Below are 24,515 nucleotides of genomic sequence, written 5' to 3' on the forward strand. Positions count from 1 at the left end.
AGCTTTCGACGTCTGGCGGACACAGCCAGACGATCAAGATTGCCCCCAGCCGGCAAGGTTTCTCGATGAGGATCCAGACGTTACCACCGGGTCCTGGCGGGCACCAGCGTAGGGAATACTTGCCTGCTGGCGCTCCAATACGTGTTTTACGCAGGTATTTCCACATACGCCCGGTCCGGGATGTCGGTGGCGCTGCGGGTTTCCTAGAGTCGTTCCCATGTCACGCCGGGACCCGGGAGCCGAATCCGCCGCAGGCGCCAGCGTTGCCCGGGAACGCCTGGCAGCGACGCTAGGAAGTTCCGGGGACGCCGGGAACCGCCGTCATGCCCACGACGCCGAGTACCCGGGCTCAGCGTCGGATGCTGGCAGGGCGGCGGCGCCCTCCCCGGGCTTGCTGGACGTCCAGACGCCCCCGCATGGTCTCCCCGCAGGCCACTTGGATGGACTCGCCGGGCACCGGCGGGACGGACGGCCCCCGCTTTCCGCGCGGCTGCGGGCCAGGACAGGTGTGAGGGCTGCGGCTTTGCTGGGCGTCCTGGCCGCGGTGCTGGGCGGCTGTTTCTGGTGGCAGGCGGGCACCGGAGGCCCCCGGATGGCCCCGCTCAGCGAGTCCGCCTCCGCGACGGAGGCGCCCCCGGCCCAGTCGGCCGCGGTGGCCAGTGCGCCGCCGGGAGACGATGCCGGCGCTGGGGTAGGAACGATCACGGTCCATGTCGCCGGTGCCGTGGCCAGAGCCGGGGTGGTTCAGTTGCCGGCAGGGAGTCGGCTTTACGAAGCGATCGCGGCTGCGGGCGGGGCTACGGATACCGCGGAGCCGGACCGGCTTAATCTTGCAGCCGTGCTGGAGGACGGACAGAAGGTCCTCGTGCCGATACGCGGCGAACCCGATCAGGCCGGTGCGTCCGACGGCGGGGGCGCTTCGCCGCCGGGTTCCGGCGCGGCCGGCACGAGCCAAGGCGGCGGCGGAAAGATCAACCTCAACACTGCCGGGCTCGAGGAACTGGGAACCCTCCCGCGCGTCGGGCCGGTCCTGGCACAGCGGATCGTGGACTGGCGGACGCAGCACGGGCGGTTCAAGACCGTGCAGGAACTCGATGCGGTGGACGGCATAGGCCCGAAGTTGCTCGAGGCCCTGCTGCAGTTAGTGAGCGTCTGATATGGCCCGGAGCGACACTGACGTGCCCCGGAATGAAGCTGATGCGCAGCGGCGAGGCGTGGAGACGAACACGGGGCGGGGTCCTGTGCCCGGCGGACGCAACCTCTGGCAGCGGTATGCCGACGCGGCCGTCCGCTCGCCGGCACTCTGGGAAGCCGGCGGCCCGGAGGCCGGCGCCGGGGTTCGAGGGCCCCGGACATCGCTGTTACGGAATCACGGGCTGCAGCCGGATGCCGGGCGCGGGCGCCCGGCGGAACGGCGCCCAAGGGAACGGCAACGGCGGACGGATATGCGCCTCGTGCCGCCGGCCCTTCTGGTGTGGGGGACCGCCGTCGCCGGCAACTGGTTGAATCCGGCGGAGCTGGCACTTCTCTGCGGCGGCATGGCGGCGGCCGGGGCAATGCTGCTGGTCGTGGCGGGTTGCTCCCACGTTGGTCACTCCCACGTTGGGCGGCGCACTGTGGGGCGTGCCGGGCCCGGCCGTGGAATCTTGCGGTATGACCCGCGTCATGGGCCGGCGGCCCCGCGTAGCTTCCGCGCCACCCTGGCCGCGGCCTTGATGTTGTCCGTCGCGGCGGGCGCCCATGCCGCCGTCGAGTCATCCCGGCGGCATGACGGCGCGATTGCTGAGGCCGTGGCTGCCCGGGCAGCCGTGGTCGCGGAAGTGGAGGTTGCGGGCGCGCCGCGGCGGCTCAGGACTCCCGGAGCGAGCGGCCTGGCAGGCCGCTGGGCGGTCCCCGTGACGCTAAAGGTCGTGACCTTCGACGGCCGAAGGATCGCCGGTGACGCCCGGTTCGTCGTCATGGGAGGAACGGCGTGGGAACACGCAGTTCCGGGCCAGCAGCTGCGCACCACTGGAAGACTGCGCGCCGCTGCGCCGGGGGAGCCCGACGCGGGAATCCTTTCAGCCTCGTCCGCGCCCACGGTGCTGCGCGGCCCCGGGTTCTGGCAGCAAGCTCCCGGCGGGCTGCGCCGGAGTTTCACCGCCGCCGCTGCCCGGTTCGGGGGCGACGCCGGCGGGCTGCTGCCCGGGATGGTCACCGGCGACACCAGTGCCCTGAACGCGGAACTGGAAGACGCCATGAAGACAGTCGGGATGACGCACCTGACCGCCGTCAGCGGCGCGAACTGCAGCCTGATCCTGGGGACGCTGCTGCTCACGGCCCGCACGCTGCGTCTGCCACGCGTGGCCGCCGCAGCGGCCAGCCTCGCCGGGCTCGGGCTGTTCGTCCTCATGGTCGGGCCGGAGCCCAGCGTGCTGCGGGCCGCGCTCATGGGCGGCATCGGTGTCGCATCAATAGCGTCTGGCCGGGCAGGGCGTGGACTCAGCCTCCTGTGCGTTGCCGTCATAGGCCTGCTGCTGGTACAGCCGGTCCTGGCGACAAGCTTCGGCTTTGTGCTCTCGGTCCTGGCCACGCTGGGAATTGTGATTGCGGGACGCCGCATCATGGACTGGATTCCGGCGCCGGTGCCGCGCTGGGCCGCGGGCGGCGTGGCCGTACCGCTGTCCGCCCAACTCTTCTGCGGTCCCGTGATCGTCTTGCTGCAACCGCAGTTCGGCGCCTACGCGGTGCCCGCCAACGTGGCCGCCGCGGCGCTCGTGGCACCCGTAACGCTGCTAGGGACCGCAGCCGCGGCCCTTCTTCCCGTAGTCCCTGCCGCCGCCGAGCTCTTGATGGCCCCGGCTGCCGCCTTGGCCGGCGCAGTGGCGGGGATCGCGCGCTTCTTCGCGGCCCTCCCGGGCGCCGCCCTGCCGTGGCCGGAGGGAGGCTTTGGTGCGGCCACCATGGGCATCTTTTCCGCGACCGTGCTCGGCATGGTGTGGCTGGCCCTGCATCCCGCCGCGGTGGTTCGGTCGTCGCTGGCGGCACACGCGTGGACCGTCGCCGTCCTGGCGGGCTGGCCGCCGACGATGCGGGCCCCGGGGTCCGTCCGACGGTCCGGGCAGACCGCCCGGCAGGCTGCCCGGCAGAGCGCGGGGTACGGCTTGGAGCACCGGTCCGGGCGTGGGACGCTTAGAGTCTGCAAACCAACTTCCGGGAGGAATCACGAGTGGCTGCTGCCCAGACCCCACGACCCAGGACCTCGGCGACGAAGAGCGCCACCTGGCGCGATGTGACACCTGCGGCTGTCGTCCTGGTGGGCGGGCCGGAGGACTACTTGGGCGCGCGTGCCATGGACCGTATCCGCGGGCAGGTCCGCGAGGCGGCACCCGACGTCGAAGTCACCCGGCTTAACGCCGCGAGCTACTCGGCCGGGTCGCTGGCCATGAACGTCAGCCCGTCACTCTTCGGCGAGCAGAAGCTCATCGAGATCGACGGACTCGAGGCGATGAACGATGCGTTCCTCGCCGATGCCCTGAAGTATGTGGCACAGCCGGAGCCGGATGCCGTCCTGGTGCTCCGTCATGGCGGGGGAGTCCGCGGCAAGAAGCTACTGGATACGATCAAGGCTGGCGGCTGGCCGGTCGTTGACTGCCAGCCCCTCAAGAAAGACGCCGAGAAGATCGCGTTTGTCACGACCGAGTTCAAGGCGGCCTCCCGGCGCATCGAACCCGACGCCGTGCACGCACTCGTCAACGCGGTTGGCGCGCAGCTCGCGGAACTCGCGGCCGCCTGCAGCCAGCTGATCGCTGACGCCACCACGGCCGTGGATGCCGCCATGGTGGACAGGTACTACGGCGGCCGGGTCGAAGCAACGGCCTTCAAGGTCGCCGATGCCGCGATGGCCGGGAACGGCCCTCTCGCCCTCTCCACGCTCCGCCACGCCCTGGACACCGGCGCGGACCCGGTACCGATCGTGGCGGCCCTCGCATCCAAACTGCGCTCCCTGGCAAAGGTGGCCGGCGCGCAGGGCTCGTCCTCGCAGATTGCCAAACAGTTGGGGATGCAGCCTTGGCTCGTTGAACAGGCACAGCGGGAGGTCCGGCGCTGGACGCCCGAGGGGCTGGTCCGCTCCATCCAGGTCACCGCCGAGGCTGACGCGCAGGTCAAAGGCCTGTCCCGCGATCCCGTCTACGCCGTGGAACACGCCGTCACGGTGATTGCGACGTCGGTCCGGAGGTCCTGACGCCCGGGTGCGCGCCGCCGGCCCGCCAACCGGCGGACCCGGCGTGTCCGACCAGACGCGGGCCGGTTTAGCCACGGCACGACGGTGTGGGTCGAAGCGGTACTTGGCGCGCGCACCGCCAGCGGCTGCAACTGCAGTCACCGAGACAAGACGGGGGAAGCTATGAACAAACGTCCGGCGGGCCACAGTAGAAGGCCTTCGGCGGTGTCCGTCGCCAATCTTGTCATCAGCCTCTGCGCCTGCTCCTGCCATTCCAAATGGAACTCTCGCTCGCAATCAATGCGTCAGTTCCTGCAACGCTGATGGTCGCTGCGGCCTCTTCCTTTGGCGTGCTGGCCTCACGCCGGCCGGTCGAAGTCTCCCAGCCAGCACGTCCTCCAGCCATCGTCTGACCTGGAGTGCCCGCGGACCCGTAAGGCTCTGCATCGTGCCGACCCACAGGGGTCATGGCCGATGCGGTCGGGGCTCGCGATCCTCAGGGGCCCGTGCAAATGTGTCTTGCATCCGTCGCTGTTCGGGAGCCACCTGGCAACGCCGTCGCCAGCGAATCTGGGCACCCTGGTGTTGCCGCTAACGTGCTCACCCCGCGCCCGCGTTCTTCCTGCCCGGTCGTGGGGTGGATAGACTGCCGGTTTAGGGGGAAATATGGAGTGGATTGTTTTGGGCATCGGTGCACTGGTCATTGTTGTCATGTCCATCTGGCGCGATATATCCAGGCGGTCGGTTCGGCCGCCTGCAGGCACTGACCCGGCGTCGGAGCGGCAGCTTCGTGATTTTCACCGGGGGCAGACTCTGGGCCAGTCGCATGTCGTGGGCCTGGACAATACGGGCCACCGCCGGTAGACGTGTCCTCGCCGCGTTGCCGCCCGCCATCGAAGCCTGGAACAGCGGGGGAACCGGTCGGCGTGCCTTCAGTGCTGCGAGGATAATCTGATGACGCCAAGTAGGGATCTACTTTTGCAGGGACCTCGAGGGCGTCGTTTGTGTCTTGAGCTGGCAAAGCAGCTGGATCCGGAGGTGAAAGCTGCGGCCTTCTGGTTGGGTTACGAACTTGGGAGTGGCCCGGGAACCTCGCGGGTGCTGCTGACCGCTTCCTCTTCCGGTCACCTTGCGACTCCGCCCTCAGCTCCGTCACCAGAGGAGCTGGCGGCGAGACTCGCTTCCCTGGACTTTGACGGCCTCGACAGTGAACTGATGCAGGCGGCCCTGGAGCGGTCAGTCGACACGGCAAGGTACTGGCAGGAGCCCGATTCAGAAGATGTGCTCGCGGGACTCCCGGTCATTACTGCGGCTTTGACCTCCGTCGCGGAGCAGGTCATGGCCCTACCGGACATCCAGTGGTACTGGCAGCCCCGCCGGGATGAGCAGTGGGCCATCGACTGGCGGTCCTCACACGGCCCGGCGCCGCTGCCGAAAAATCCGCGGCAAACACTGACAGATTGGGGACGCAAGGAACGCGCCGAGGAAATACGGGCTGCGCACGAACGCCCGAGCGATCCTCGTGCCAACTGGTCAGGAACCTGGTGGTCGATCCCGCACGGGCTGGTCCACACCGTTGGGCAGGTCCCGGCCGCGCTGGGCCTCGTGGAAGATTCGCTGGGGTGGGAGCATGCGACCGCGGTTCCGGTTCGGGGAACGGGCCGGACTCTTGAGGTCGGTACCCCAGATGACTGGATATCGCTGTGCCGCAGGTTCCCGTTTGAAGTCACTGCGTCGCGGCGACACGACTGGTTCCGCGCGACCGGACGCCATGGCCGATGGGTCATCCCGGATTGGGAACAAGTGGCAGGCGAGTGGGACGCCGTGCACCTCTCAGTCCTGGGTTACCTTTCCGGCGCTTCGCGCGCGCTGAAGGTCGACGCCGAAACGGCCACGGTCATTGCCGGATGGGCCCCGGACAGCACGATCTGGCTCACAGATGTCGCGCGCGCATCGGATTTCCCGCGGCAGGCGTGGCACCGCGCCTCGCACGGCGACCGTTGGACTGAAGTGCGCCCGAAAGCTTAACTGGATGTGGCCGGCACCCACGGGGTGCCGGCCACAATCATCAGTTCAGGTGAACTGGAAAACCTTAGAGTGCGTTGACCTTCTTGGAGATCGCGGACTTGCGGTTTGCAGCGTTGTTCTTGTGAAGAACGCCCTTGCTGACAGCCTTGTCCAGCTTACGGCTGGCAGTTACCAGAGCAGCAGACGCGGCATCCTTGTCGGTGGACTCAACGGCGGTGTTGACGGCGCGGATGGCAGTCTTCAGCTCGGACTTGACTGCGTTGTTGCGCAGGCGAGCCTTTTCGTTGGTCAGGATGCGCTTCTTCTGGGACTTGATATTAGCCACGTGTGAACTCTCTTTTTCAATGCGGAAAATGGTCTAGAGGGCTTTCAGATTGGCCATTGACTGAGCGGCGTGGGGATACCTATGGCGACCAACCATCTGTGGCCGTCGACCTGCACGGACACACAGCTGTAAATAATAGCAGAGATGCCGCTGCAGGCACGAGTGCGGCGGCGATCCGGCGGTGCGTCCCGGCGCCAGGCGGGTCAGCTCCAGCCGTAGCGGTTCCGCAGGGCCGAGGCGATGAGGTTGAAGCGGCCCGCGTCCAGGACCGCTCCTTCGCGCCGGATATCCTTCGCGTTGATCTGCAGAACCCGGTCCAGCTTCGCTTCGCTCGGCCGCCATTGGCGGTCCCAGGGTCCCGTGCCGATGTCCACGTAGTCGTCCGCGCGGCGGGCGTCGCCGTCGTGGTCCTTGCTCGTCAGCATCAGGCCCAGCAGGTAGCGGCCGGTGGTGCCGACCAGCAGCACCGGACGGTCCTTGCCCTGGGAGTGGTCCTCTTCATAGGGCACCCAGGTCCACACGATTTCGCCGGGCTCGGGCAGGCCGTTCGGTGATGGGGCGTAGCGGACGGCCGCGCGTCCCCGGAAATCGCCGGGGTAGGTCCCGGTCAGTCCGGCGGCAGGGGCGCCGCCCGTCCGGGTCGAAGCTCCCGGCCGGGCCTGCGCCGGCCGCCGCTTCGCTGTCGGCTTCCCGGCCGGTGTGCGTGTCGGCTTTGCGGCGGGTCCGCGGGTGGTGCCCGGCGCGGAGCCGCCAAGTTTGTCTAAGAAGCGCAGTGCGTCGCGGACCGCGGTGCCGATCGAGCGTAAGTTCCAAGCCATGGGGAAACCATACCGGGAGGCTCGTGGCAGAGTCCGCAACGGAATGCAGGGATGCACTGCCACGGGCCCGGACGTGGGAGACTATAGGAACGACAAATGCGCCACGTCGCAGGATGGGGAACCAGCATCCGCGCCGACCCGTGGACAAGCCACCAGAAATGCCAACAGTAAGGACCCTGCGTGTCTCCCATGGCCCGCACCGCCCCGGTGCCCGCCGCAACAGATCCGGCCATCATCCGGAACTTCTGCATCATTGCGCACATTGACCACGGCAAGTCCACACTGGCCGACCGGATGCTCCAGTACACCGGCGTTGTCCAGTCCCGTGACATGAAGGCCCAGTACCTGGACCGCATGGACATTGAGCGCGAACGCGGCATCACCATCAAGTCCCAGGCAGTCCGCATGCCCTGGGAGCTCGACGGCGTCAGCTACGCGCTGAACATGATCGACACTCCCGGCCACGTTGACTTCACCTATGAGGTCTCGCGCTCACTCGCGGCCTGCGAAGGCGCGGTGCTGCTCGTGGACGCGGCCCAGGGCATCGAGGCGCAGACCCTCGCCAACCTCTACCTGGCGATGGAAAACAACCTCACGATCATTCCGGTCCTGAACAAGATCGATCTCCCGGCGGCCCAGCCGGAGAAGTACGCGGCCGAACTCGCCAACCTGATCGGCGGCGACCCCGACGACGTCCTGCGCGTCTCCGGCAAGACCGGCGCCGGCGTGGAAGTCCTGCTGGACAAAATCATCCGCGACCTTCCCGCCCCGGTCGGCGATCCGAACGCCCCGGCACGGGCCATGATCTTCGACTCGGTCTACGACACCTACCGCGGCGTCGTCACCTACGTCCGCGTGGTCGACGGCATGCTGCACCCGCGCGAACGCATCCAGATGATGTCCACCCGCGCCACCCACGAACTCCTGGAAATCGGCGTCAGCTCCCCGGAGCCCACACCGTCCAAGGGCCTTGGCGTCGGCGAAGTGGGTTACCTCATCACCGGCGTGAAGGACGTCCGCCAGTCCAAGGTGGGCGACACCGTCACCAACCTCGCCAAGCCGGCCAGCGAATCCCTGCCCGGCTACGCCGATGCCAAACCGATGGTCTTCTCCGGCCTGTATCCGCTGGACGGCACGGACTATCCGGTGCTCCGCGACGCGCTGGAGAAGCTGATGCTCAACGACGCCGCGCTCGTGTACGAGCCTGAGACGTCCGCCGCGCTGGGCTTCGGATTCCGCGTCGGCTTCCTGGGCCTGCTGCACCTGGAAATCACCCGCGAGCGGCTCGAGCGCGAGTACAACCTGGACCTGATCTCCACCGCCCCGAACGTGGAGTACGAGGTGACGCTGGAGGACAAAAAGGTCGTCCACGTCACCAATCCCAGCGAGTACCCCACCGGCAAGGTCGCTGAAGTCCGCGAACCGATGGTGGCTGCAACGATCCTGGCACCGAACGAGTTCGTCGGCGCGATCATGGAGCTGTGCCAGAGCAGGCGCGGCGTCATGGGCGGCATGGACTACCTTTCCGAGGACCGGGTGGAAATCCGTTACCGCCTGCCGCTGGCCGAAATCGTCTTCGATTTCTTCGACATCCTCAAGTCCAAGACCCGCGGCTACGGCTCGCTGGACTGGAAGGCCGACGGCGACCAGGTCGCAGACCTCGTCAAGGTGGACATCATGCTCCAGGGCGAGCAGGTGGACGCGTTCTCCGCGATCACGCACCGTGACAAGGCCTACGCGTACGGCGTGATGATGACCGGCAAGCTGCGCGAACTCATCCCGCGGCAGCAGTTCGAGGTGCCCATCCAGGCCGCCATCGGCTCGCGGATCATCGCCCGCGAAAGCATCCGCGCCATACGCAAGGATGTGCTCGCCAAGTGCTACGGCGGTGACATCACCCGAAAGCGCAAACTGCTGGAGAAGCAGAAGGAAGGCAAGAAGCGCATGAAGATGGTGGGCCGTGTCGAGGTCCCGCAGGAAGCCTTCATCGCCGCCCTCACCACGGACGAGTCCAAGGACAAGGCCAAGAAGTAGCGGTGCTTGCCATGACTGTTGCTGCCGTGCCGGCAGGCCGGGCCTGTGCCTAGCGTCCTTCCCCTCGGCGACCCGGCGCCGTCGGACGGGCTCCTGCCCGCCCAGGCGGCCGACGGCGCTGCTCACCGCGCCTTCGGGCTATACGTGCACATCCCGTTCTGCGCGGTGCGCTGCGGGTACTGCGACTTCAACACCTACACCGCGACCGAGCTCGGCGGCGGGGCCTCCCAAGACGCCTACGCCGCCACCGCGATCGCCGAGGTGGAGTTCGCCGCCCGCGTCCTGAACAATTCCGGCGTGCCCGAACGCCCGCTCAGCACCGTCTTCTTCGGCGGCGGCACGCCCACGCTCCTGCCGGCGGAGGACCTGGCGCGCATTCTCACGGCTGCGATCGGGGCCTGGGGCCTGCACCCCGGCGCTGAAGTGACCACGGAAGCCAATCCGGATTCCGTCACGCCGGAATCTCTGCAGCTGCTGGCCGATGCCGGGTTCACCCGCGTCTCCTTCGGCATGCAGTCGGCCGTGCCGCACGTCCTGAAGGTCCTGGACCGCACCCACACGCCCAGCCGGGTGCCCGAGGTGGTGCAGTGGGCACGGCAGGCGGGGCTCGCGGTCAGCCTTGACCTGATCTACGGAACGCCGGGGGAATCCTTGGCTGACTGGCGCTACTCGCTCGAGACCGCCCTGTCCTACGGTCCCGACCACATCAGCGCCTACGCACTGATTGTGGAAGACGGCACCAAGCTTGCGGCGCAGATCCGCCGCGGCGAGGTGCCGGAAATCGACGACGACGACCACGCCGCCAAATACGAACTCGCCGACGAACTGATTTCCGCGGCCGGGCTCGCCTGGTACGAGGTCAGCAACTGGTCCCGCACCCCCGAACAGGCCTGCCGGCACAACCTCGCCTACTGGCGGGGGGACGACTGGTGGGGCATCGGCCCCGGGGCGCACTCGCACGTCGGGGGCGTCCGCTGGTGGAACGTCAAACACCCCACCGCCTACGCCAACCGTCTCGGCACCGGCGCGTCGCCGGCCGCCGGGCGGGAAACGCTGGACACCGAGACCCGCAACGTGGAGCGGGTCATGCTCGAGGCCCGACTGAACTCCGGGCTGGACATCCCGAGCCTCGGCGGCCTGGGGGACACCGGCAGGCACGCGATCGCCGGGCTGATCGCCGACGGCCTGGTGGACCCCGCCGCCGCCTTCAAGGGGCGGCTGGTCCTCACGCTCAAGGGCCGGCTCATTCTGTTCCGGACCGGAGGTTTGGGGCCGGGCCGGCCTAGCGCCGGGTTGCTTGATCCCGGTCTATTTGATCCAGCGCAGGTTGAACTCGTAGCGGTGCGGCTGGCCGCGGTTGACATGGATACCCGCCGCCACCGAGAAACAGGTCACGGCGATCCAGATCACCGTGGCGAGCACGGCAAAGAGGTTGCCCACCACCGGAATGAAGACCAGCAGATTGGCGAGCACGGCCGCGATGGTCGGCGGCAGGGTGAAGTTGAGGGCTTCCTTGGACTCCTGGGCCGTGAACGGGCCACGGTCCTTGAAGATCAAGTAGATCAGCAGCGACGGCACGCAGCCCAGGATGCCGCCGAAGTGCGCCAGCGTGGCCCACTGCCGGTCCTCGCCGGCCGTCAGCGGCAGCGCATTTGCCGGAACGCCATGGTACGGGGGCTGGCCATGGCCGGCCTGGTTGCCCGTGTGTTCGCGTGCGTTATCTGCCACGGTGAAGCCCTTCGGATTGCGGTGATGCGTTGCTGCCTGGGTTGTGCCTGGAATAGCCGGGACCGCGCTGGGAGCGCGGCCGCCGTTTCAAGAATACTTGCTTGGTCGCGTAAATGGAGATCATGGAGCGGCCGCCGCGGCGCGCTACGGCACGGTCAGGAAGTCAATGACCTCTTCGACGCGGCCCAGCAGGGACGCCTCCAGGTCGGCGTAGCTGCGGACCGCGCCGAGGAGCTTCTGCCAGCCGAGGCCGATGTCCTCCTTGGTGGAGTGGGGCCACCCGAACGCCGTCAGGATGCCGGTTTTCCAGTCCACGCCCCGGGGGATCACCGGCCACCGCTCAATCCCCAGGACCGCGGGCCGGATGGCCTGCCACACGTCCACGTAGGGGTGGCCCACAATCAGGACGTTGCCGGCGGCACCCGGCGAAGCCATGACGGCGTCGGCGATCCGCGACTCCTTGGAATCGGGCACCAGGTGGTCAACCAGCACGCCCAGCCGGCGTCCCGGACCCGGGCGGAACTCCGCCACCGCGGCCGCGAGGTCGTCAATGCCGTGCAGCGGCTCGACGACGATTCCCTCCACCCGGAGGTCATCGCCCCAGACCTTCTCCACGAGCTCGGCGTCGTGCTTGCCTTCCACCCAGATCCGGCTGGCCTTGGCCACCTGTGCGCGCTGTCCCGCCACCCGGACCGAGCCCGACGCCGTGCGGCCGGGACCGGCGGCCGGCGCCGCCTTCGGCGCCGGAGGCATCAGCCGGATCGGCTGCCCCTCCAAAAGGAAGCCAAAGCCGAGGCGGAAGGACCGGGACTTGCCCCGCCGGTCCTCCAGCGCCACCACGTGCATGCCGCCGGACTTCTCCACCCGGGTCACGGCGCCCACCCAGCCGGACTGGACCTCCTCGAGGACCATCCCGCGTTCCACCGGGACTTCCGGCAACTGCGTCTTGGCGGGGGCGGACAGGTCCTGGGGCCCCCAGTTCTGGTACGACATCTCTACACGCTTACTTTGCACTCGGAATGTACGGCGGTCGGTGGAACTCTCCGGGGCCCGAGGGGGCCCGAACCGGACCACAGGGGCGCGGCGACGGTAGCGGTTGCCGCGGTTCCCGCGCCGTCGTGACGGATCCCCGTGATCCCGCAGGCAACGCCCGGAGCGAATCCAATGCTAACAACGCGGCGACTCATATTAGACTGGTTAGCACTTAGGCATGTCGAGTGCTAACCCCTGTCCGGTCACGGACCGCCCCCGCACCACGCGGGGACGCGAACCGAACGGTCCTGGGGCGGCACCGGCTGCGGGACCGTCGATTGGAGGTGGAGCGTGAGCGAACCACGCAAACTCGAAGTGCTGCGCGCCATCGTGGAGGACTACGTCCATTCCCGCGAGCCAGTCGGGTCCAAGGCGCTGGTTGAACGGCACCATCTTGGTGTCTCCAGTGCCACGATCCGCAATGACATGGCCGCACTGGAAGACGAAGGCCTCATCACGGCACCGCACACGAGTGCCGGCCGGATTCCGACGGACAAGGGCTACCGGCTCTTCGTCGACCAGATCTCGGCCGTCAAGCCGTTGTCTCCGGCCGAGCGCCGGGCCATCCAGGCGCTGCTGGAAGGATCAGAGGACCTCGACGACGTCCTCGACCGCACCGTGCGGCTCCTGTCCCAGCTGACTAACCAGGTCGCCGTCGTGCAGTACCCGCTGCTCAGCCGCGCCCGGGTGCGGCACATCGAATTCGTGCTGCTGGCGCCCCGGAAGGTCCTGGCGGTCCTGATCGCGGACACCGGGAAGGTGGAGCAGCGCGTGATCGACGTCGGCCAGGAGATTGCCGACGACGCACTGGCGGAGTTGCGCACCCGTTTCCTGGCCAGCCTCTCCGGAACTCCGCTGAGCCTGATGCCGCAACTGCTGCCCGCCGTCGTGGCGAGCGGCCCGCCGGCGCGCCGCGGCGCAGCCCAGGCCCTGGCCCGCGGCCTCGAGGCCCTGGCCACGAGCAGCCGCGAGGAGCGCATGGTCATGGCCGGCACCGCCAACCTGGCCCGCTCCAACGTGGACTTCCCGCTCAGCATCGGCCCCGTGCTGGAGGCCCTCGAGGAGCAGGTGGTCATGTTGCGCCTGCTCAGCGAAATGGCCGAAGACCCGCGCGGTGTCACGGTCAGCATCGGACGGGAGAACCCCTACGACGGCCTCGCCGAGGCCTCGGTGGTGGCCACCGCCTACGGGCCGGACGCCACGGCCAAGGTCGGAGTCCTCGGGCCCACCCGGATGGACTATCCCACCACCATGGCCGCCGTCCGCGCGGTGGCCCGCTACCTTTCGAGGATCCTCGGGCCCTGACCGGCCCGGGACCGAACGCTACTTTTTGCCCGACAGGCAGTGCCCCACAGGCAGAACAACAAGGAAGAGATACACACTTTGAGCAGCCACTATGACGTTCTTGGAGTCTCCCGCGACGCAACGGGGGAGGAAATCAAGAAGGCCTACCGGAAACTGGCCCGGACCCTGCACCCTGACGTGAACCCGGGGGAGGACGCCTCGGACCGGTTCAAGGCGGTCACCCACGCCTACGAGGTCCTTTCCGATCCGCAGAAGCGCCGGGTCTATGACACCACCGGCAATGAGAACGGCACCGACAACGGTTTCGGCGGCGGCAGCTACTCCGGCCAGGGCTTCGCCTTCCAGGACATCTTCGAGACCTTCTTCGGCGCCGGCGGCGGCCAGGGCGGCCCGGCGTCCCGGATCCGCCGCGGCCAGGACGCGCTGATCAGCGTACGGATCGACCTCCGCGACGCCGTGTTCGGCGTCAACAAGAAGCTCGAAGTGGACACGGCCGTCATCTGCCCCACCTGCGAGGGCTCCTGCTGCCGCGAGGGCAGCCACCCGGTCCGCTGCGACATCTGTGGCGGCAGCGGCCAGGTCCAGCGCGCCGTGCGGTCCATCCTCGGCCAGGTCATGACGTCGGCTCCCTGCGGCTCCTGCGAGGGCTTCGGCACCGTCATCAAGGACCCCTGCAACGAGTGCAGCGGCCAGGGCCGGATCCGCAGCCGCCGTTCCCTGACCGTCAAGGTCCCGGCCGGCGTTGCCACCGGCACCCGTATCCAGCTGTCCGGGCAGGGCGAGGCGGGCCCCGCCGGCGGCCCGGCCGGTGACCTGTACGTGGAGATCCGGGTCAACAATGACCCTACCTACGTCCGCGACGGCGACGACCTCCACGCCAGCCTCAACATCCCCATGACGGCTGCCGCGCTCGGCACCGAAATCACCCTGGAGACCTTCGACGGCGAGCAGGAGATCGACGTCAAGGCCGGCACCCAGTCGGGCGAGATCATCACCCTGCGCGGCCTCGGGGTCACGCACCTGCGCGGCCACGGCCGCGGCGACCTGAAGGTGCACCTGCAGGTCGAAACGCCGGTCAAGCTCGACCATGCCCAGGAAGAACTCCTCCGCCAACTGGCCAAGCACCGCGGCGAACACTTCACCGCGGGAAAGCTTGCCGCCAGCGGCGGCGTCTTCGCCAAACTGCGGGATCGGCTCGGTAACCTGTAGCGGTGAGTAACCCGGTCTTCTTCACCGCCCCAGGCACCCTGGACCAGCAGGTCCCCGGCTCGGCCTTCGTCCTCGAAGGCGCCGAAGCCCGCCACGCCATCACCGTCAAGCGGCTCGCCGTCGGGGAGGCCGTGGATATCGCCGACGGCGCCGGCAAGCGCCTGACGGGCACCGTCGCCGCCGTCGCTCCCGGCGAACTGACCGTCGAGTGCCTGGACCTCCTGGCGGAGCCGCAACCCGCGATCCGGCTGGTTCTGGTCCAGGCCCTCGCCAAGGGCGACCGCGACGAACTCGCGGCCGAAACCGCCACCGAACTGGGCATCGACGCCGTCATTCCCTGGCAGGCCGAGCGGTCCATCGTGCGGTGGAAGGCCGAACGTGCCGCGAAGGCGCATGCGAAGTGGCAGTCGGTGGTGACCGCGGCCGCCAAGCAGGCCCGCCGGGCCTGGATCCCGGAAGTCCGGGCCGCCGTCGACGGTGCCGGGCTGCAGGCGGCCGTGGCAGCCGCGGACCTCGCTGTCATCCTGCACGAAGACGCCGTCCGCCCCCTGCGGCAAGTGCTTGAGGCCTGGCTGGACAGTGCTGCTAAGGGCGAGGCGGCGCCCGGCGGCGACGGGCCCCGTGAAGTTCTGCTGATCGTGGGCCCGGAAGGCGGCATCAGCCCGCGGGAGGTCACCCGGCTGTGCGACGCAGGAGCGGTGACAGCCCTGCTGGGCCACTATGTGCTGCGCTCGTCCACGGCAGGACCCGCCGCCACCGTGCTGGCCAGCGACATCCTCGGACGCTGGCAGCCGGCAGCATGACTATTTGCCCGTGACTAGTTGACCGTGACTAGTTGACCGTGAAGCCGCGGGTGTCGGTGAACACTTCCCTGGAGCTGTCCGCCGGGTCCACCTGGGACACGCGGACTTCATAGCGTCCCGGGCCGAGGTTCACGGACAGGGTGAAGAGCCCGGACTGCGCGGAATCGGCCGAAGCCGTCGCGTTGCCGTTGAGATAGGCGGATTTGGCGTTATCGCCGTCCACCTTGAGGATCTCCCAGCGAAGCTTCCCGCCTTGAACGGTGCTCCGGCCGCTGATCTTGACGGACCCGTCGGCGACGGACATGCCTTCCTGCGGATCAATGATCCACACGGGGGCAACCATCCCGGCACTGCGCGACGTCGGAGCGCCGAGCCGGACGTGGTTGAAGGCGACATAGTCCGTATGCCCGTCGACGAGCACCACCACCTGGACCTGCTGTCCGGAATCGATCAGGCCCGCGCTGGCGGCAGCTGCCGTCGCGGTGTAGACGAGCTGCTGGATGGCGCGCTCGGCCATGGCCGCGTCCACGTTGCTGTTGAAAGCATCCGCCGAGACATCCACCGTGATCACGTTCTTGCCGGAAATCGACGTCGACAGCTTCTTCGGATTCTGCCACGGCGTGAAGAAGTCCGGGTCGAGCGGCTTCTGGGACATCATCACCCGCAGGGCGCGCGTGACCGGGTTGTCCTGATCCGGGACGTCACGGAACTCGCGGTACAGGAACGCGTTGTCGTTGCTCCGCCCGATCCAGTACACCGGGGCCTTGTTGGAGGTCTGCGCGGTCTCCAGCGGAGCGCTGGTGGTGGGGGCGCCCGACGCCGCGTCCGGAATTAGCTCCGACGGGCTGCTGGAATTGGTGATGCCGCCCTGAGGGGTCGCCACGCAGCCGGACAGAAGGAGGGCGGCGGGCAGCACGAGCACCAGCGCGACGCGACGGACACGTCCCGCGGCTGACTGTTGACCCTCACGCTGCCTGATGCTGCTGTCCCTTCGTGTACCACGCCGCGCCGGGCGGGAATGATCCGTTTTGTCGGCGGCATGGACCGCCGGTGGCTGCCTATCCTTGGCCTGCCGGGCGCCCGGCCCGGAGCCCTGGAGGACAGCCGAATTCCAGCATGGCACACGGGCCCGGGGCGAAAGCCCGGTTTGGGGGCGCCCGGCGGAACTGCAACGGGAACGATATGAGGCCGATGCAAAGTTGATACATAATGTCGGGAACCATGTCCCGCCGGGCAGCGGCTGCCACGAGAGGTCCGGCCCCGGTGGCGATGCACTTCAGCAGTGAAGGGACTGCCTCAGCCTATTCCGGTGCTCCGGAATTCGGGCAGCACGTCAGCGTTTCCCGGATAGACCCACAGGGACGATTCCCGGGCGCCCTTCACGAATATTGAGCATGTGAATACCGTATGCCGGCGCTGCGACAGATTCTTTACGTCATGCTTCCGTCCGTGACGCGTTGCGTCGCAGCGCGACTGTGCGTTTCAGCCGGGGTTGGGAAGCGGCGTCCAGGGTGGTTGATTGAGGGCACAGATTTCGAAAGGACCCGCCATGACGGAACATTCTGACCTCAGCCCGCGCCGGCTCCGGACCATCCTGGGCCACTTCGCTACCGGCCTGACCGTGATCACCGCGGCAACGAAGGACGGTCCCGCCGGCTTTACGTGCCAGTCCTTTTCCTCTCTGTCGCTGGAACCTGCCCTCGTGTCCTTCAGTCCTGCGCGGACCTCAAGCACCTGGCCTCTGCTGCGCGAGGCGGGCCGGTTCACCGTGAACATCCTCCCGGCCGAACATCAGCACCTGGCGGCGCAGTTCGCCCGGTCCGGGGCGGACAAATTCGCCGGCGTTGACCACTCGCCGTCGCCGCTGGGGAACCCTGTCCTCGACTATGCGCTGGCCTGGGTGGACTGCGAACTGCACCAGGAGTACGACGGCGGGGACCACACGATTGTTGTCGCCGCGGTCCGTGCACTGAGTGCCCGCGCCGACGCCGAGCCGCTGCTCTTCTACCGGGGCAGCTATGTTGGCGTCCAATCCCGGGCAGCGGTGCTGGAGAGCGTGGGATGACCATGCTGAGGTCGCCATCGCGCCGCGGGGGTCATCTCGGCTCACCACTCCTACGTGGGTCGCATCGATTCCAAGACGCCCGACTCAGCAGTCGTCCGGGCCGTCAGTGCAGGGTGCCATGGACGCCGGATGTACGGACATCGCGACGGCATCCGTCTGCTGCGCATCATCCCCGGGGGCACGGCATGAGCGCCGTGTGGATCGTGGTGGCGTGCGGTCTCGGGCTGGCGGCCGGCGGCGTCTGGGCGGCCTGGTCCCTGATGACGGAGGCGCCCGCCCGGCCGGTCCAGGAGGACGCTCCGGAGCCGGATAGCGCCGACACGTCCTTCCCGCGCACAGGGGCCCACTGGCTTGATGGTTACGTTATCTTCGGGAACACCTACAACTAACGGCGACGTCCTGGTGGGCCTCAGCGGCCCGGCACGCGGGCGGCGCCGGACCCTGACCGGCGTCGGGCGCGCCGTGCTGGCGTAAGATGGAAGGACCCGGTGACCCCGGCCGCGGGCGGTGCGAACCGCCGTCGGCAGGGATCACGGGGACCAACCATATTCATACTGGAGGGGACCAGAGGCCCGCGGGCCAACACCATGACTGAAGCAGCGAACGGCAAGGCCCGGTTCAGCGCCGGAGAGCGCACCGCAGGGGAATTCCCCCACTCCCTACCAGGGTTGCGGACGGAGGTGGTCTTGTTCGACGACTCAGAGCAGATGGTCCAGTCGCTGGGCAGCCATGACGAAGCCCTCCGGTTCATCGAAAACCAGTACCCTGCCGTTGACTTCCATGTCCGGGGGAACGAGCTCGCGATCAGCGGTCCGGCCGCCGACGTGCCGCGCATCATGCGCCTGCTCAACGAAGTGCGCGGGCTGGTGGCCCGGGGCACCGTCATCACCCCTGCCGTCCTGCAGCAGCTTGTGTCCATGCTCCGCAGCCAGTCACTGCAGAACCCCGTGGAAGTGCTGACCACCAACATCCTTTCCACCCGCGGCAAGACCATCCGGGCCAAGACGCTGAACCAGAAGAACTACGTGGACGCGATCGACGCCAACACGGTGATCTTCGGGATCGGGCCGGCCGGTACCGGCAAGACGTACCTGGCGATGGCCAAGGCGGTCCAGGCCCTGCAACAGAAGGAAGTCAGCCGGATCATCCTGACCCGTCCTGCCGTCGAGGCGGGGGAGCGCCTGGGCTTCCTGCCGGGCACCCTGAGTGACAAGATCGACCCCTACCTGCGGCCGCTGTACGACGCCCTGCACGACATGATGGACCCCGAGTCCATTCCGCGGCTCATGGCCGCCGGCACCATCGAGGTGGCCCCGCTGGCTTACATGCGCGGCCGCACGCTCAACGACGCCTTCATCATCCTCGACGAGGCCCAGAACACCACGCCGGAGCAGATGAAGATGTTCCTGACCCGCCTGGGCTTCGGCTCCAAGATGGTGGTCACCGGCGACATCACCCAGGTGGACCTTCCCTTCGGCACCCGTTCGGGGCTGCGGATCGTCGAGGAAATCCTGCAGGGGATCGAGGACGTCAACTTCTCCGTGCTGGATGCCTCCGACGTCGTCCGGCACCGCCTGGTGGGGGACATCGTCAACGCCTACAGCATCTGGGACGAAGTCCAGAGGAACCGGGTCAAGCATTCCGTTGCCCGGGAGACGCGGGGAGAACACGCATGAGCATTGAGGTCAACAACGAATCCGGTGTGGCGGTCGACGAGTCCGAGCTCGTGGCCCTGTCGCGTTTCATCTTCGAACGCCTCTACATCCACCCGCAGGCGGAACTGTCCATCCTGCTGGTGGACGAACCGGCCATGGAAAAGCTGCACATCGAACTGATGGACGAGCCCGGCTCCACCGATGTCCTCTCGGTGCCGATGGACGAACTGACCCCGGGCACGCCGGACAAGCCGACCCCGCAGGGCATGCTCGGCGATATCGCCATCTGCCCCCAGGTGGCCGAGGTCCAGGCCCGGAACGCCGGCCACTCCACCCAGGACGAGATGCTGCTTCTCACCACGCACGGCATCCTGCACCTGTTGGGTTATGACCACGCCGAGCCGGAGGAAAAGGAAGAGATGTTCGGGCTGCAGCGCGAACTCCTGACCGCGTTCACCGGCAAAGAGGCCCCGTCAGAGACGATTCAGTGACCCCACTGATTCTTGCCGGCATGGCGCTGGTGTTCCTTAGCTTTGCCGCGGTGCTGACCGCTGCCGAGTCCGCCTTCAACTTCCTGCCCCGGCACGACGCCGAACAGGCGGTCCTGAACAGCCGGGGCACGTCGCTGAAGCGGATCCTGGCGCAGCCCGTGGGACACATGCGCGCCCTCCGGTTCTGGCGGATCTGGTTCGAGATGGCCTCCGCCGTCGCCGTGACCGTCCTCCTGCACAGCCTGCTGGACAACGTGTGGCTCGCCGGCCTGGCCGCCACCGGCATCATGGCAGTGATCGGTTTCGTGATCGTCGGCGTCTCTCCCCGGCAGCTTGGCCGGGTGCACTCCGCCGCCCTGGTCCGCTTCAGCGCGCCGCTCGTTCGATTCCTTTATGCCGTGCTCGGCCCGATTCCGGGCTGGCTGGTCAGCCTGGGCAGCGCAGTCGCCCCCGGCGCGCCGGCGGATAACGAGGCCTTCTTCAGCGAAGAGGAATTCCGCGAACTCGTGGACCGCGCCACCGAGTCCGACGTGATCGAGGACAACGAGGCCGAGCTGATCCAGTCGGTCTTCGACTTCGGGGACACCCTGGTCCGTTCCGTCATGGTGCCGCGGACCGACATCCTCACCATCGACTCCGGATCCAGCCTGCACCGCGCAATGTCGCTCTTCCTGCGCTCCGGGTACTCGCGGATCCCGATCATCGGCGAAAACACCGACCAGATCCTGGGCATTGTGTACCTCAAGGACGTCGCCGCTGCGCTGCACAACCTGGGCCCGGCCGAGGAGCCGCCGGTGGTCGACGAACTCGCCCGGGAGGTCCGCTATGTGCCGGATTCGAAGCCGGTCAGCGACCTGCTGCGGGAACTCCAGAAGGAATCGACGCACGTGGCGATCGTCATCGACGAATACGGCGGAACAGCAGGGCTGGTCACGCTCGAGGACCTCATCGAGGAGATCGTCGGTGAGATCGTTGACGAATACGACACCGAAAGCGCCGAGGCCGTGGCACTCGGTGACGGGAGCTACCGGGTTAGCGCCCGCATGAGCATCGATGACCTCGGCGAGCTCTTCGACCTGGAGCTCGACGACGACGAAGTGGACACCGTGGGCGGCCTGCTCGCCAAGGCCCTCGGGCGGGTGCCGATCGTCGGCAGCACCGTCCAGGTCCACGGGCTGTCCCTCCGCGCCGACCGGCTCGAGGGCCGGCGGAACCGCGTCAGCCACATCATTGCGGCCACCGTAGCAAAAGAAGAAACTGACCTTGAAGACCTTCTCGACGAGGCCGCACCAATTCAACAGGGAGTCTCACGTGAGCAAGCAGAATAAGTCCGACGGCGAAGCAGCCCACGGCGGCTACCGCGCCGGTTTCTCGGTGCTGGTAGGGCGCCCCAACGCGGGCAAGTCCACCCTCACCAACGCCCTTGTCGGCCAGAAAGTGGCGATCACTTCGGCCAAGCCGCAGACGACGCGCCACACCATCCGGGGCATCGTTCACCGGGACGACGCCCAGCTGATCCTCGTTGACACCCCGGGCCTACACCGCCCGCGCACCCTGCTGGGAAAGCGGCTGAACGAACTCGTCGCGGACACCCTCGCCGAGGTCGACGCGATCGGATTCTGCCTTCCTGCCAACGAAAAGATCGGCCCGGGCGACAAGTTCATCGCCGCCCAGCTGGCCGCCGTCGGCAACAAGCCCATCATCGCAATCGTGACGAAGGCCGATACCGTGGACCGCCAGGCCCTCACTGAGCAGCTGCTCGCCGTCGCCGCCCTGGGCCGCGAGGTCCGCGGCGAGGACGGCTGGAACGACATCGTCCCGGTCTCCGCCACCGACGGCTTCCAGGTCGACACCGTGGCCGACGTCCTGATCAGCCACATGCCGGCCTCGCCGCCGCTGTACCCGGACGGGCACCTGACGGACGAGCCCGAAGCTGTCATGATCGCCGAACTCATCCGGGAAGCTGCCCTTGAAGGCGTTCGCGATGAACTGCCGCACTCCCTGGCCGTCGTGGTCGATGAAATCGTGCCGCGGGAAGGGCGTCCCGAAGACCGGCCGTTCCTCGACGTCCGCGTCAACCTGTACGTGGAACGCCCGTCCCAGAAAGCCATCATCATCGGCAAAGGCGGCGCCCGGCTCCGCGAGGTCGGCACCAACGCGCGCAAGGCGATTGAGGCGCTGCTCGGTGCCCGCATCTATCTCGACCTGCACGTCAAGGTGGCCAAGGACTGGCAGCGCGATCCGAAGCAGCTCGTCAAACTCGGCTTCTGAGCCGTACCTTTAGTAAGGCCTCTAACGGGGCCGGTAGTTGGGCTGTGACCGGGCGCGGGTTCGCCCCGCCGCTCCCAAGAGCGGGCCCATCGGCATTTTCTCAGTTTCGGACACTAAAATGGGCAAACTCCCCGTTCGTGAAGGAAGGCTCAACAAGTGGCTCGACCCCGTGATAACCGCGCCGACGGATCCGCCCCGCCGGTTCGGTCGTCCGCTGCTGCCCGCCACACCGGCGAAACCGCCGTCGGGCCGGCCCGCCACCTCGGCGCCGTCCGGCGGACTCCCACCTGGCTGAAAGTCACCACGGGCGTCCTCGCGGTCCTCCTGGTCGGCGTGATCGCGTTTGGCGCCTACTGGGTGATCCGGCTCCAGGGCAACATCACCAAGGCCCCGCTGAGCGCCGGCAGCGTCAAGTCCGAGAACTCCGTGAACGACTCGACGGACCGGATGCAGATCCTGATCCTCGGCTCGGACACGCGCGACGGGAAGAATGCCCAGTACGGCTCCAGCGCTGATTCCACCGGCTACGGGCACTCGGACGTCATGATGCTCATGGACATCTCCGCGGACAACAAGCGCGTCAACGTCGTCAGTTTCCCGCGCGACCTCCTGGTCGATATCCCCCAGTGCACGGATCCGAAGACCAACAAGGTCTACCCGGCCCAGAAGGGCGTCATGATCAACTCGGCAATGTCCGAGGCCGGGATCGGCTGCGCCGTGGACACCGTCAACAAGCTCACCGGACTCCAGATCGACCACTTCATGATGGCGGACTTCAACGCCGTCAAGGAACTCTCCAACGCCGTCGGCGGTGTGGAGGTGTGCGTCAGTGACGCCGTCTACGACCCCGACTCCAAGCTCCGGCTGCCCAAGGGCACGTCCACCGTGCAGGGGGAGCAGGCGCTGTCCTTCGTCCGCACGCGGCACGCCTTCGGTGACGGCGGTGACCTTGGCCGCATCAAGGCCCAGCAGGGCTTCCTGTCATCCCTCACCCGGAAGATCAAGAGCGACGGCACCCTCACCAACCCGGCACGGATGCTCGGTATCGCCGACGCGATCACCAAGAACCTCACCATCGACGACGGCCTGGCGTCGGTGCCGACGCTGCTGACCGTGGGCAACCGGCTCAAGAACATCGACGTCGGCAAGGTGGCCTTCGTGGCCACGCCCACCGTTCCGGCCGAATCGGACCCCAACCGGCTGCAGCTGGCCGAACCCGCGGCGTCGCAGCTTTTTGCCGCCATGCGCAACGACGTTGACCTGACGGATCCGACCGCGACGCCGAGCGCCGCCCCGGCTGCCAGTGCCACGCCGGCCCCTAGCGCCCCGGCACCGGCCTACGACAAGACGCTGCAGCCGGTCACCGTTGCCAACGGTTCAGGGGTGCCCACGCGGGCCCAGGAGATCATCCAGGCCATCAAGGGCGCGGGCTTCACCAAGGTGGGCCAGCTGACGGCCCGGCCCGTCGCGACCACTGCCGTCTACTACGGTGCGGACTACGCTGACGTGGCCGCCGATGTCGCGGCCCTCCTCGGCGTGGCGCCGGGCCAGGTGCTCCCGGCGGCCGGTGTCGTCGGAGTCCAGGTGTACCTGGGCGCCGATTTCGCCAACGGAACACCGACGGCCGCCGCGACGCCGCAACTGCCCGCGGACATCGTCAACCAGACGGCCGGCGACACCGTCTGCCAGCAGGCGAACCCGGCCCTGATCACCCGCTGATCGTCAGGGGCCGTCCGGTTTCGCTGCGTTGGAAAAGCGTTTCTTGGGACCAGCATGACTTAGAACAGTGCGACGCCGGTCAGTTCGGCGAGCCTGTCGGTGAGCTTGTCCTGGAAGCCGGGATCCGTGACCTCCGGTGCGGCTGTCCGCTGCCGGCGGTGGTGCCAGTACTTGCCGGAGACCAGGGCGCCGGGGTCGTTGCTGACGGCGAGCCAGCTTTGGGTGTCCTGGCCCAAGGCAAGGTCGTCCGGCGCGCCGGGGCCGCCCATCCTGGTGGGCACCCAGCCGGGGTCCACGGAGTTGCTGAGCACTGCGGGCCAGTGCCGCGCGACAGAAGCCGAGAGCGCGGAAACGCAGAGCTTGCTCTCCGAGTAGGCGGTGCTGGCACTCCAGCGCCGCTCGGTCCAGTCGATGTCCCGGAGATTGCCGTTCACCACGAGGTGCATGCCGCTGCTGATGTAGACCAGGCGGCCGGGCCGCTCGATCAGCGCGGTGAGCACGTAGGGCGCGAGCACATTGACCGCCAACGTGAGGGAGTGCCCCTCCGGGGTCGCGACGCGCGTGGGCGAAACGTAGACGCCGGCATTGTGGATGACGGCGTCCATCCGCCCGTGCCCGTTGACCTGCCCGGCGAGGTCCCGGATTTCGGCGGCGCTGCTGAGGTCCCCGATCACGATGCCGGCCGCCTGTGGAGCGAGCTGAGCGAGGGAAGCCGCGCGCTCCCTGGAGCGGGCGTGGAGCAGGACCTCATGGCCTTCGTCCAACAGCGTCCGGGCGCTGGCGAGTCCGAGCCCGTCGGTCGAACCGGTGATGAAAACGCGGGCCATG

The 24,515-nt window shown here is 67.9% G+C and carries 21 protein-coding genes and 1 pseudogene; 16 read left to right on the forward strand and 6 right to left on the reverse strand.

The window, feature by feature from the left end:
- Positions 1-217 precede the first annotated feature (217 nt).
- From C9424_RS15105 to C9424_RS15120, 4 genes are all read left to right on the forward strand, one after another.
- Entirely contained in the window at positions 218-1,156 is a 939-nt protein-coding gene (locus C9424_RS15105; protein WP_202615891.1) for a ComEA family DNA-binding protein, read from the forward strand.
- 559 nt (positions 1,157-1,715) lie between these two features.
- Positions 1,716-3,275, forward strand: coding sequence for a ComEC/Rec2 family competence protein (locus C9424_RS15110; RefSeq protein WP_237563486.1), 1,560 nt, complete (start codon positions 1,716-1,718; stop codon positions 3,273-3,275).
- Positions 3,209-4,225, forward strand: coding sequence for a DNA polymerase III subunit delta (gene holA / locus C9424_RS15115; protein ID WP_116767660.1), 1,017 nt, complete (start codon positions 3,209-3,211; stop codon positions 4,223-4,225). Before C9424_RS15110 ends, holA begins: the two co-directional genes overlap by 67 nt.
- 1,194 nt (positions 4,226-5,419) lie before the next feature.
- Positions 5,420-6,232: a hypothetical protein gene (locus C9424_RS15120; RefSeq protein WP_237563482.1), complete on the forward strand. Its 813-nt coding sequence runs from the start codon at positions 5,420-5,422 to the stop codon at positions 6,230-6,232.
- Positions 6,233-6,296: 64 nt separating this feature from the next.
- On the opposite strand, the gene rpsT is transcribed toward C9424_RS15120, so the two are convergent.
- On the reverse strand, positions 6,297-6,557 hold the full coding sequence (gene rpsT / locus C9424_RS15125) for a 30S ribosomal protein S20 (protein ID WP_091251700.1): 261 nt from the start codon (positions 6,555-6,557) through the stop codon (positions 6,297-6,299).
- A gap of 203 nt (positions 6,558-6,760) precedes the next feature.
- Positions 6,761-7,375 (reverse strand): type II toxin-antitoxin system PemK/MazF family toxin, encoded by a 615-nt coding sequence (locus C9424_RS15130; RefSeq protein WP_116767665.1) that lies wholly within the window; start codon positions 7,373-7,375, stop codon positions 6,761-6,763.
- Positions 7,376-7,555: 180 nt separating this feature from the next.
- Between C9424_RS15130 and lepA the strand changes: the two genes are divergently transcribed.
- Positions 7,556-9,409, forward strand: coding sequence for a translation elongation factor 4 (lepA, locus tag C9424_RS15135; protein WP_202615892.1), 1,854 nt, complete (start codon positions 7,556-7,558; stop codon positions 9,407-9,409).
- Between the two features lie 45 nt (positions 9,410-9,454).
- A pseudogene (gene hemW, locus C9424_RS15140) lies at positions 9,455-10,657 on the forward strand (radical SAM family heme chaperone HemW); the annotation flags it as partial.
- 60 nt (positions 10,658-10,717) lie between these two features.
- On the opposite strand, the gene C9424_RS15145 reads toward hemW, so the two are convergent.
- Positions 10,718-11,137, reverse strand: a complete 420-nt coding sequence (locus tag C9424_RS15145) for a DUF4870 domain-containing protein (protein ID WP_091251696.1) — start codon at positions 11,135-11,137, stop codon at positions 10,718-10,720.
- A 144-nt stretch (positions 11,138-11,281) separates the two neighbouring features.
- The gene (locus C9424_RS15150; protein ID WP_116767668.1) at positions 11,282-12,130 is read right to left on the reverse strand and encodes a DUF3097 domain-containing protein; all 849 of its coding nucleotides are present in this window, start codon (positions 12,128-12,130) and stop codon (positions 11,282-11,284) included.
- 330 nt (positions 12,131-12,460) lie between these two features.
- Here C9424_RS15150 and hrcA point away from each other — a divergent pair, with 330 nt between their 5' ends.
- The 3 genes from hrcA (at position 12,461) to C9424_RS15165 (ending at position 15,486) form a co-directional block, all read left to right on the forward strand.
- Positions 12,461-13,474 carry a heat-inducible transcriptional repressor HrcA gene (gene hrcA / locus C9424_RS15155; protein ID WP_116767670.1) on the forward strand — a complete coding sequence of 338 codons (1,014 nt, stop codon included), beginning with the start codon at positions 12,461-12,463 and terminating at the stop codon, positions 13,472-13,474.
- A 78-nt stretch (positions 13,475-13,552) separates the two neighbouring features.
- Positions 13,553-14,683, forward strand: a complete 1,131-nt coding sequence (gene dnaJ / locus C9424_RS15160; RefSeq protein WP_116767672.1) for a molecular chaperone DnaJ — start codon at positions 13,553-13,555, stop codon at positions 14,681-14,683.
- A gap of 2 nt (positions 14,684-14,685) precedes the next feature.
- Positions 14,686-15,486, forward strand: a complete 801-nt coding sequence (locus C9424_RS15165; protein ID WP_116767673.1) for a 16S rRNA (uracil(1498)-N(3))-methyltransferase — start codon at positions 14,686-14,688, stop codon at positions 15,484-15,486.
- A 28-nt stretch (positions 15,487-15,514) separates the two neighbouring features.
- Here C9424_RS15165 and C9424_RS15170 read toward each other — a convergent pair whose 3' ends face one another.
- Positions 15,515-16,408: a GerMN domain-containing protein gene (locus C9424_RS15170; RefSeq protein ID WP_237563483.1), complete on the reverse strand. Its 894-nt coding sequence runs from the start codon at positions 16,406-16,408 to the stop codon at positions 15,515-15,517.
- 627 nt (positions 16,409-17,035) lie between these two features.
- On the opposite strand from C9424_RS15170, the gene C9424_RS15175 reads away from it, so the two are divergent.
- The 7 genes from C9424_RS15175 to C9424_RS15205 all read left to right on the forward strand — a co-directional run bounded on the left by C9424_RS15175 (position 17,036) and on the right by C9424_RS15205 (position 23,687).
- The gene (locus tag C9424_RS15175; protein ID WP_116767675.1) at positions 17,036-17,551 is read left to right on the forward strand and encodes a flavin reductase family protein; all 516 of its coding nucleotides are present in this window, start codon (positions 17,036-17,038) and stop codon (positions 17,549-17,551) included.
- A gap of 185 nt (positions 17,552-17,736) precedes the next feature.
- Entirely contained in the window at positions 17,737-17,940 is a 204-nt protein-coding gene (locus C9424_RS15180) for a hypothetical protein (protein ID WP_116767677.1), read from the forward strand.
- A 198-nt stretch (positions 17,941-18,138) separates the two neighbouring features.
- Complete coding sequence (locus C9424_RS15185) at positions 18,139-19,227, forward strand: PhoH family protein (protein ID WP_116767679.1); 1,089 nt, start codon at positions 18,139-18,141, stop codon at positions 19,225-19,227.
- Positions 19,224-19,697, forward strand: coding sequence for an rRNA maturation RNase YbeY (gene ybeY / locus C9424_RS15190; RefSeq protein WP_091251681.1), 474 nt, complete (start codon positions 19,224-19,226; stop codon positions 19,695-19,697). The genes C9424_RS15185 and ybeY overlap by 4 nt, the downstream gene beginning before the upstream one ends.
- Positions 19,694-21,025 (forward strand): hemolysin family protein, encoded by a 1,332-nt coding sequence (locus C9424_RS15195; protein WP_116767681.1) that lies wholly within the window; start codon positions 19,694-19,696, stop codon positions 21,023-21,025. Before ybeY ends, C9424_RS15195 begins: the two co-directional genes overlap by 4 nt.
- Positions 21,009-21,968, forward strand: coding sequence for a GTPase Era (gene era, locus C9424_RS15200; RefSeq protein WP_116767683.1), 960 nt, complete (start codon positions 21,009-21,011; stop codon positions 21,966-21,968). The genes C9424_RS15195 and era overlap by 17 nt, the downstream gene beginning before the upstream one ends.
- Positions 21,969-22,124: 156 nt before the next feature.
- A complete protein-coding gene (locus C9424_RS15205; RefSeq protein ID WP_116767685.1) occupies positions 22,125-23,687 on the forward strand; it encodes an LCP family protein in 1,563 nt (520 codons plus the stop codon).
- Between the two features lie 59 nt (positions 23,688-23,746).
- On the opposite strand, the gene C9424_RS15210 is transcribed toward C9424_RS15205, so the two are convergent.
- The gene (locus tag C9424_RS15210) at positions 23,747-24,514 is read right to left on the reverse strand and encodes an SDR family NAD(P)-dependent oxidoreductase (protein WP_116767687.1); all 768 of its coding nucleotides are present in this window, start codon (positions 24,512-24,514) and stop codon (positions 23,747-23,749) included.
- Between the last annotated feature and the right edge of the window lies 1 nt (position 24,515).

Origin of the sequence: Arthrobacter sp. H-02-3, from assembly GCF_003097355.1 — a bacterium.
GTDB classification, from domain to species: Bacteria; Actinomycetota; Actinomycetes; order Actinomycetales; family Micrococcaceae; genus Arthrobacter; species Arthrobacter humicola.

Bases quoted from the DNA above. Each gene is read 5' to 3' on its own strand.
- C9424_RS15180 (WP_116767677.1), top strand. From the start codon at position 17,737: ATGAGCGCCGTGTGGATCGTGGTGGCGTGCGGTCTCGGGCTGGCGGCC.
- C9424_RS15120 (WP_237563482.1), top strand. From the start codon at position 5,420: ATGCAGGCGGCCCTGGAGCGGTCAGTCGACACGGCAAGGTACTGGCAG.
- C9424_RS15130 (WP_116767665.1), bottom strand. From the start codon at position 7,375: ATGGCTTGGAACTTACGCTCGATCGGCACCGCGGTCCGCGACGCACTG.
- C9424_RS15175 (WP_116767675.1), top strand. From the start codon at position 17,036: ATGACGGAACATTCTGACCTCAGCCCGCGCCGGCTCCGGACCATCCTG.
- C9424_RS15185 (WP_116767679.1), top strand. From the start codon at position 18,139: ATGACTGAAGCAGCGAACGGCAAGGCCCGGTTCAGCGCCGGAGAGCGC.
- C9424_RS15105 (WP_202615891.1), top strand. From the start codon at position 218: ATGTCACGCCGGGACCCGGGAGCCGAATCCGCCGCAGGCGCCAGCGTT.
- C9424_RS15150 (WP_116767668.1), bottom strand. From the start codon at position 12,130: ATGTCGTACCAGAACTGGGGGCCCCAGGACCTGTCCGCCCCCGCCAAG.
- C9424_RS15210 (WP_116767687.1), bottom strand. From the start codon at position 24,514: ATGGCCCGCGTTTTCATCACCGGTTCGACCGACGGGCTCGGACTCGCC.
- ybeY (WP_091251681.1), top strand. From the start codon at position 19,224: ATGAGCATTGAGGTCAACAACGAATCCGGTGTGGCGGTCGACGAGTCC.
- C9424_RS15110 (WP_237563486.1), top strand. From the start codon at position 1,716: ATGTTGTCCGTCGCGGCGGGCGCCCATGCCGCCGTCGAGTCATCCCGG.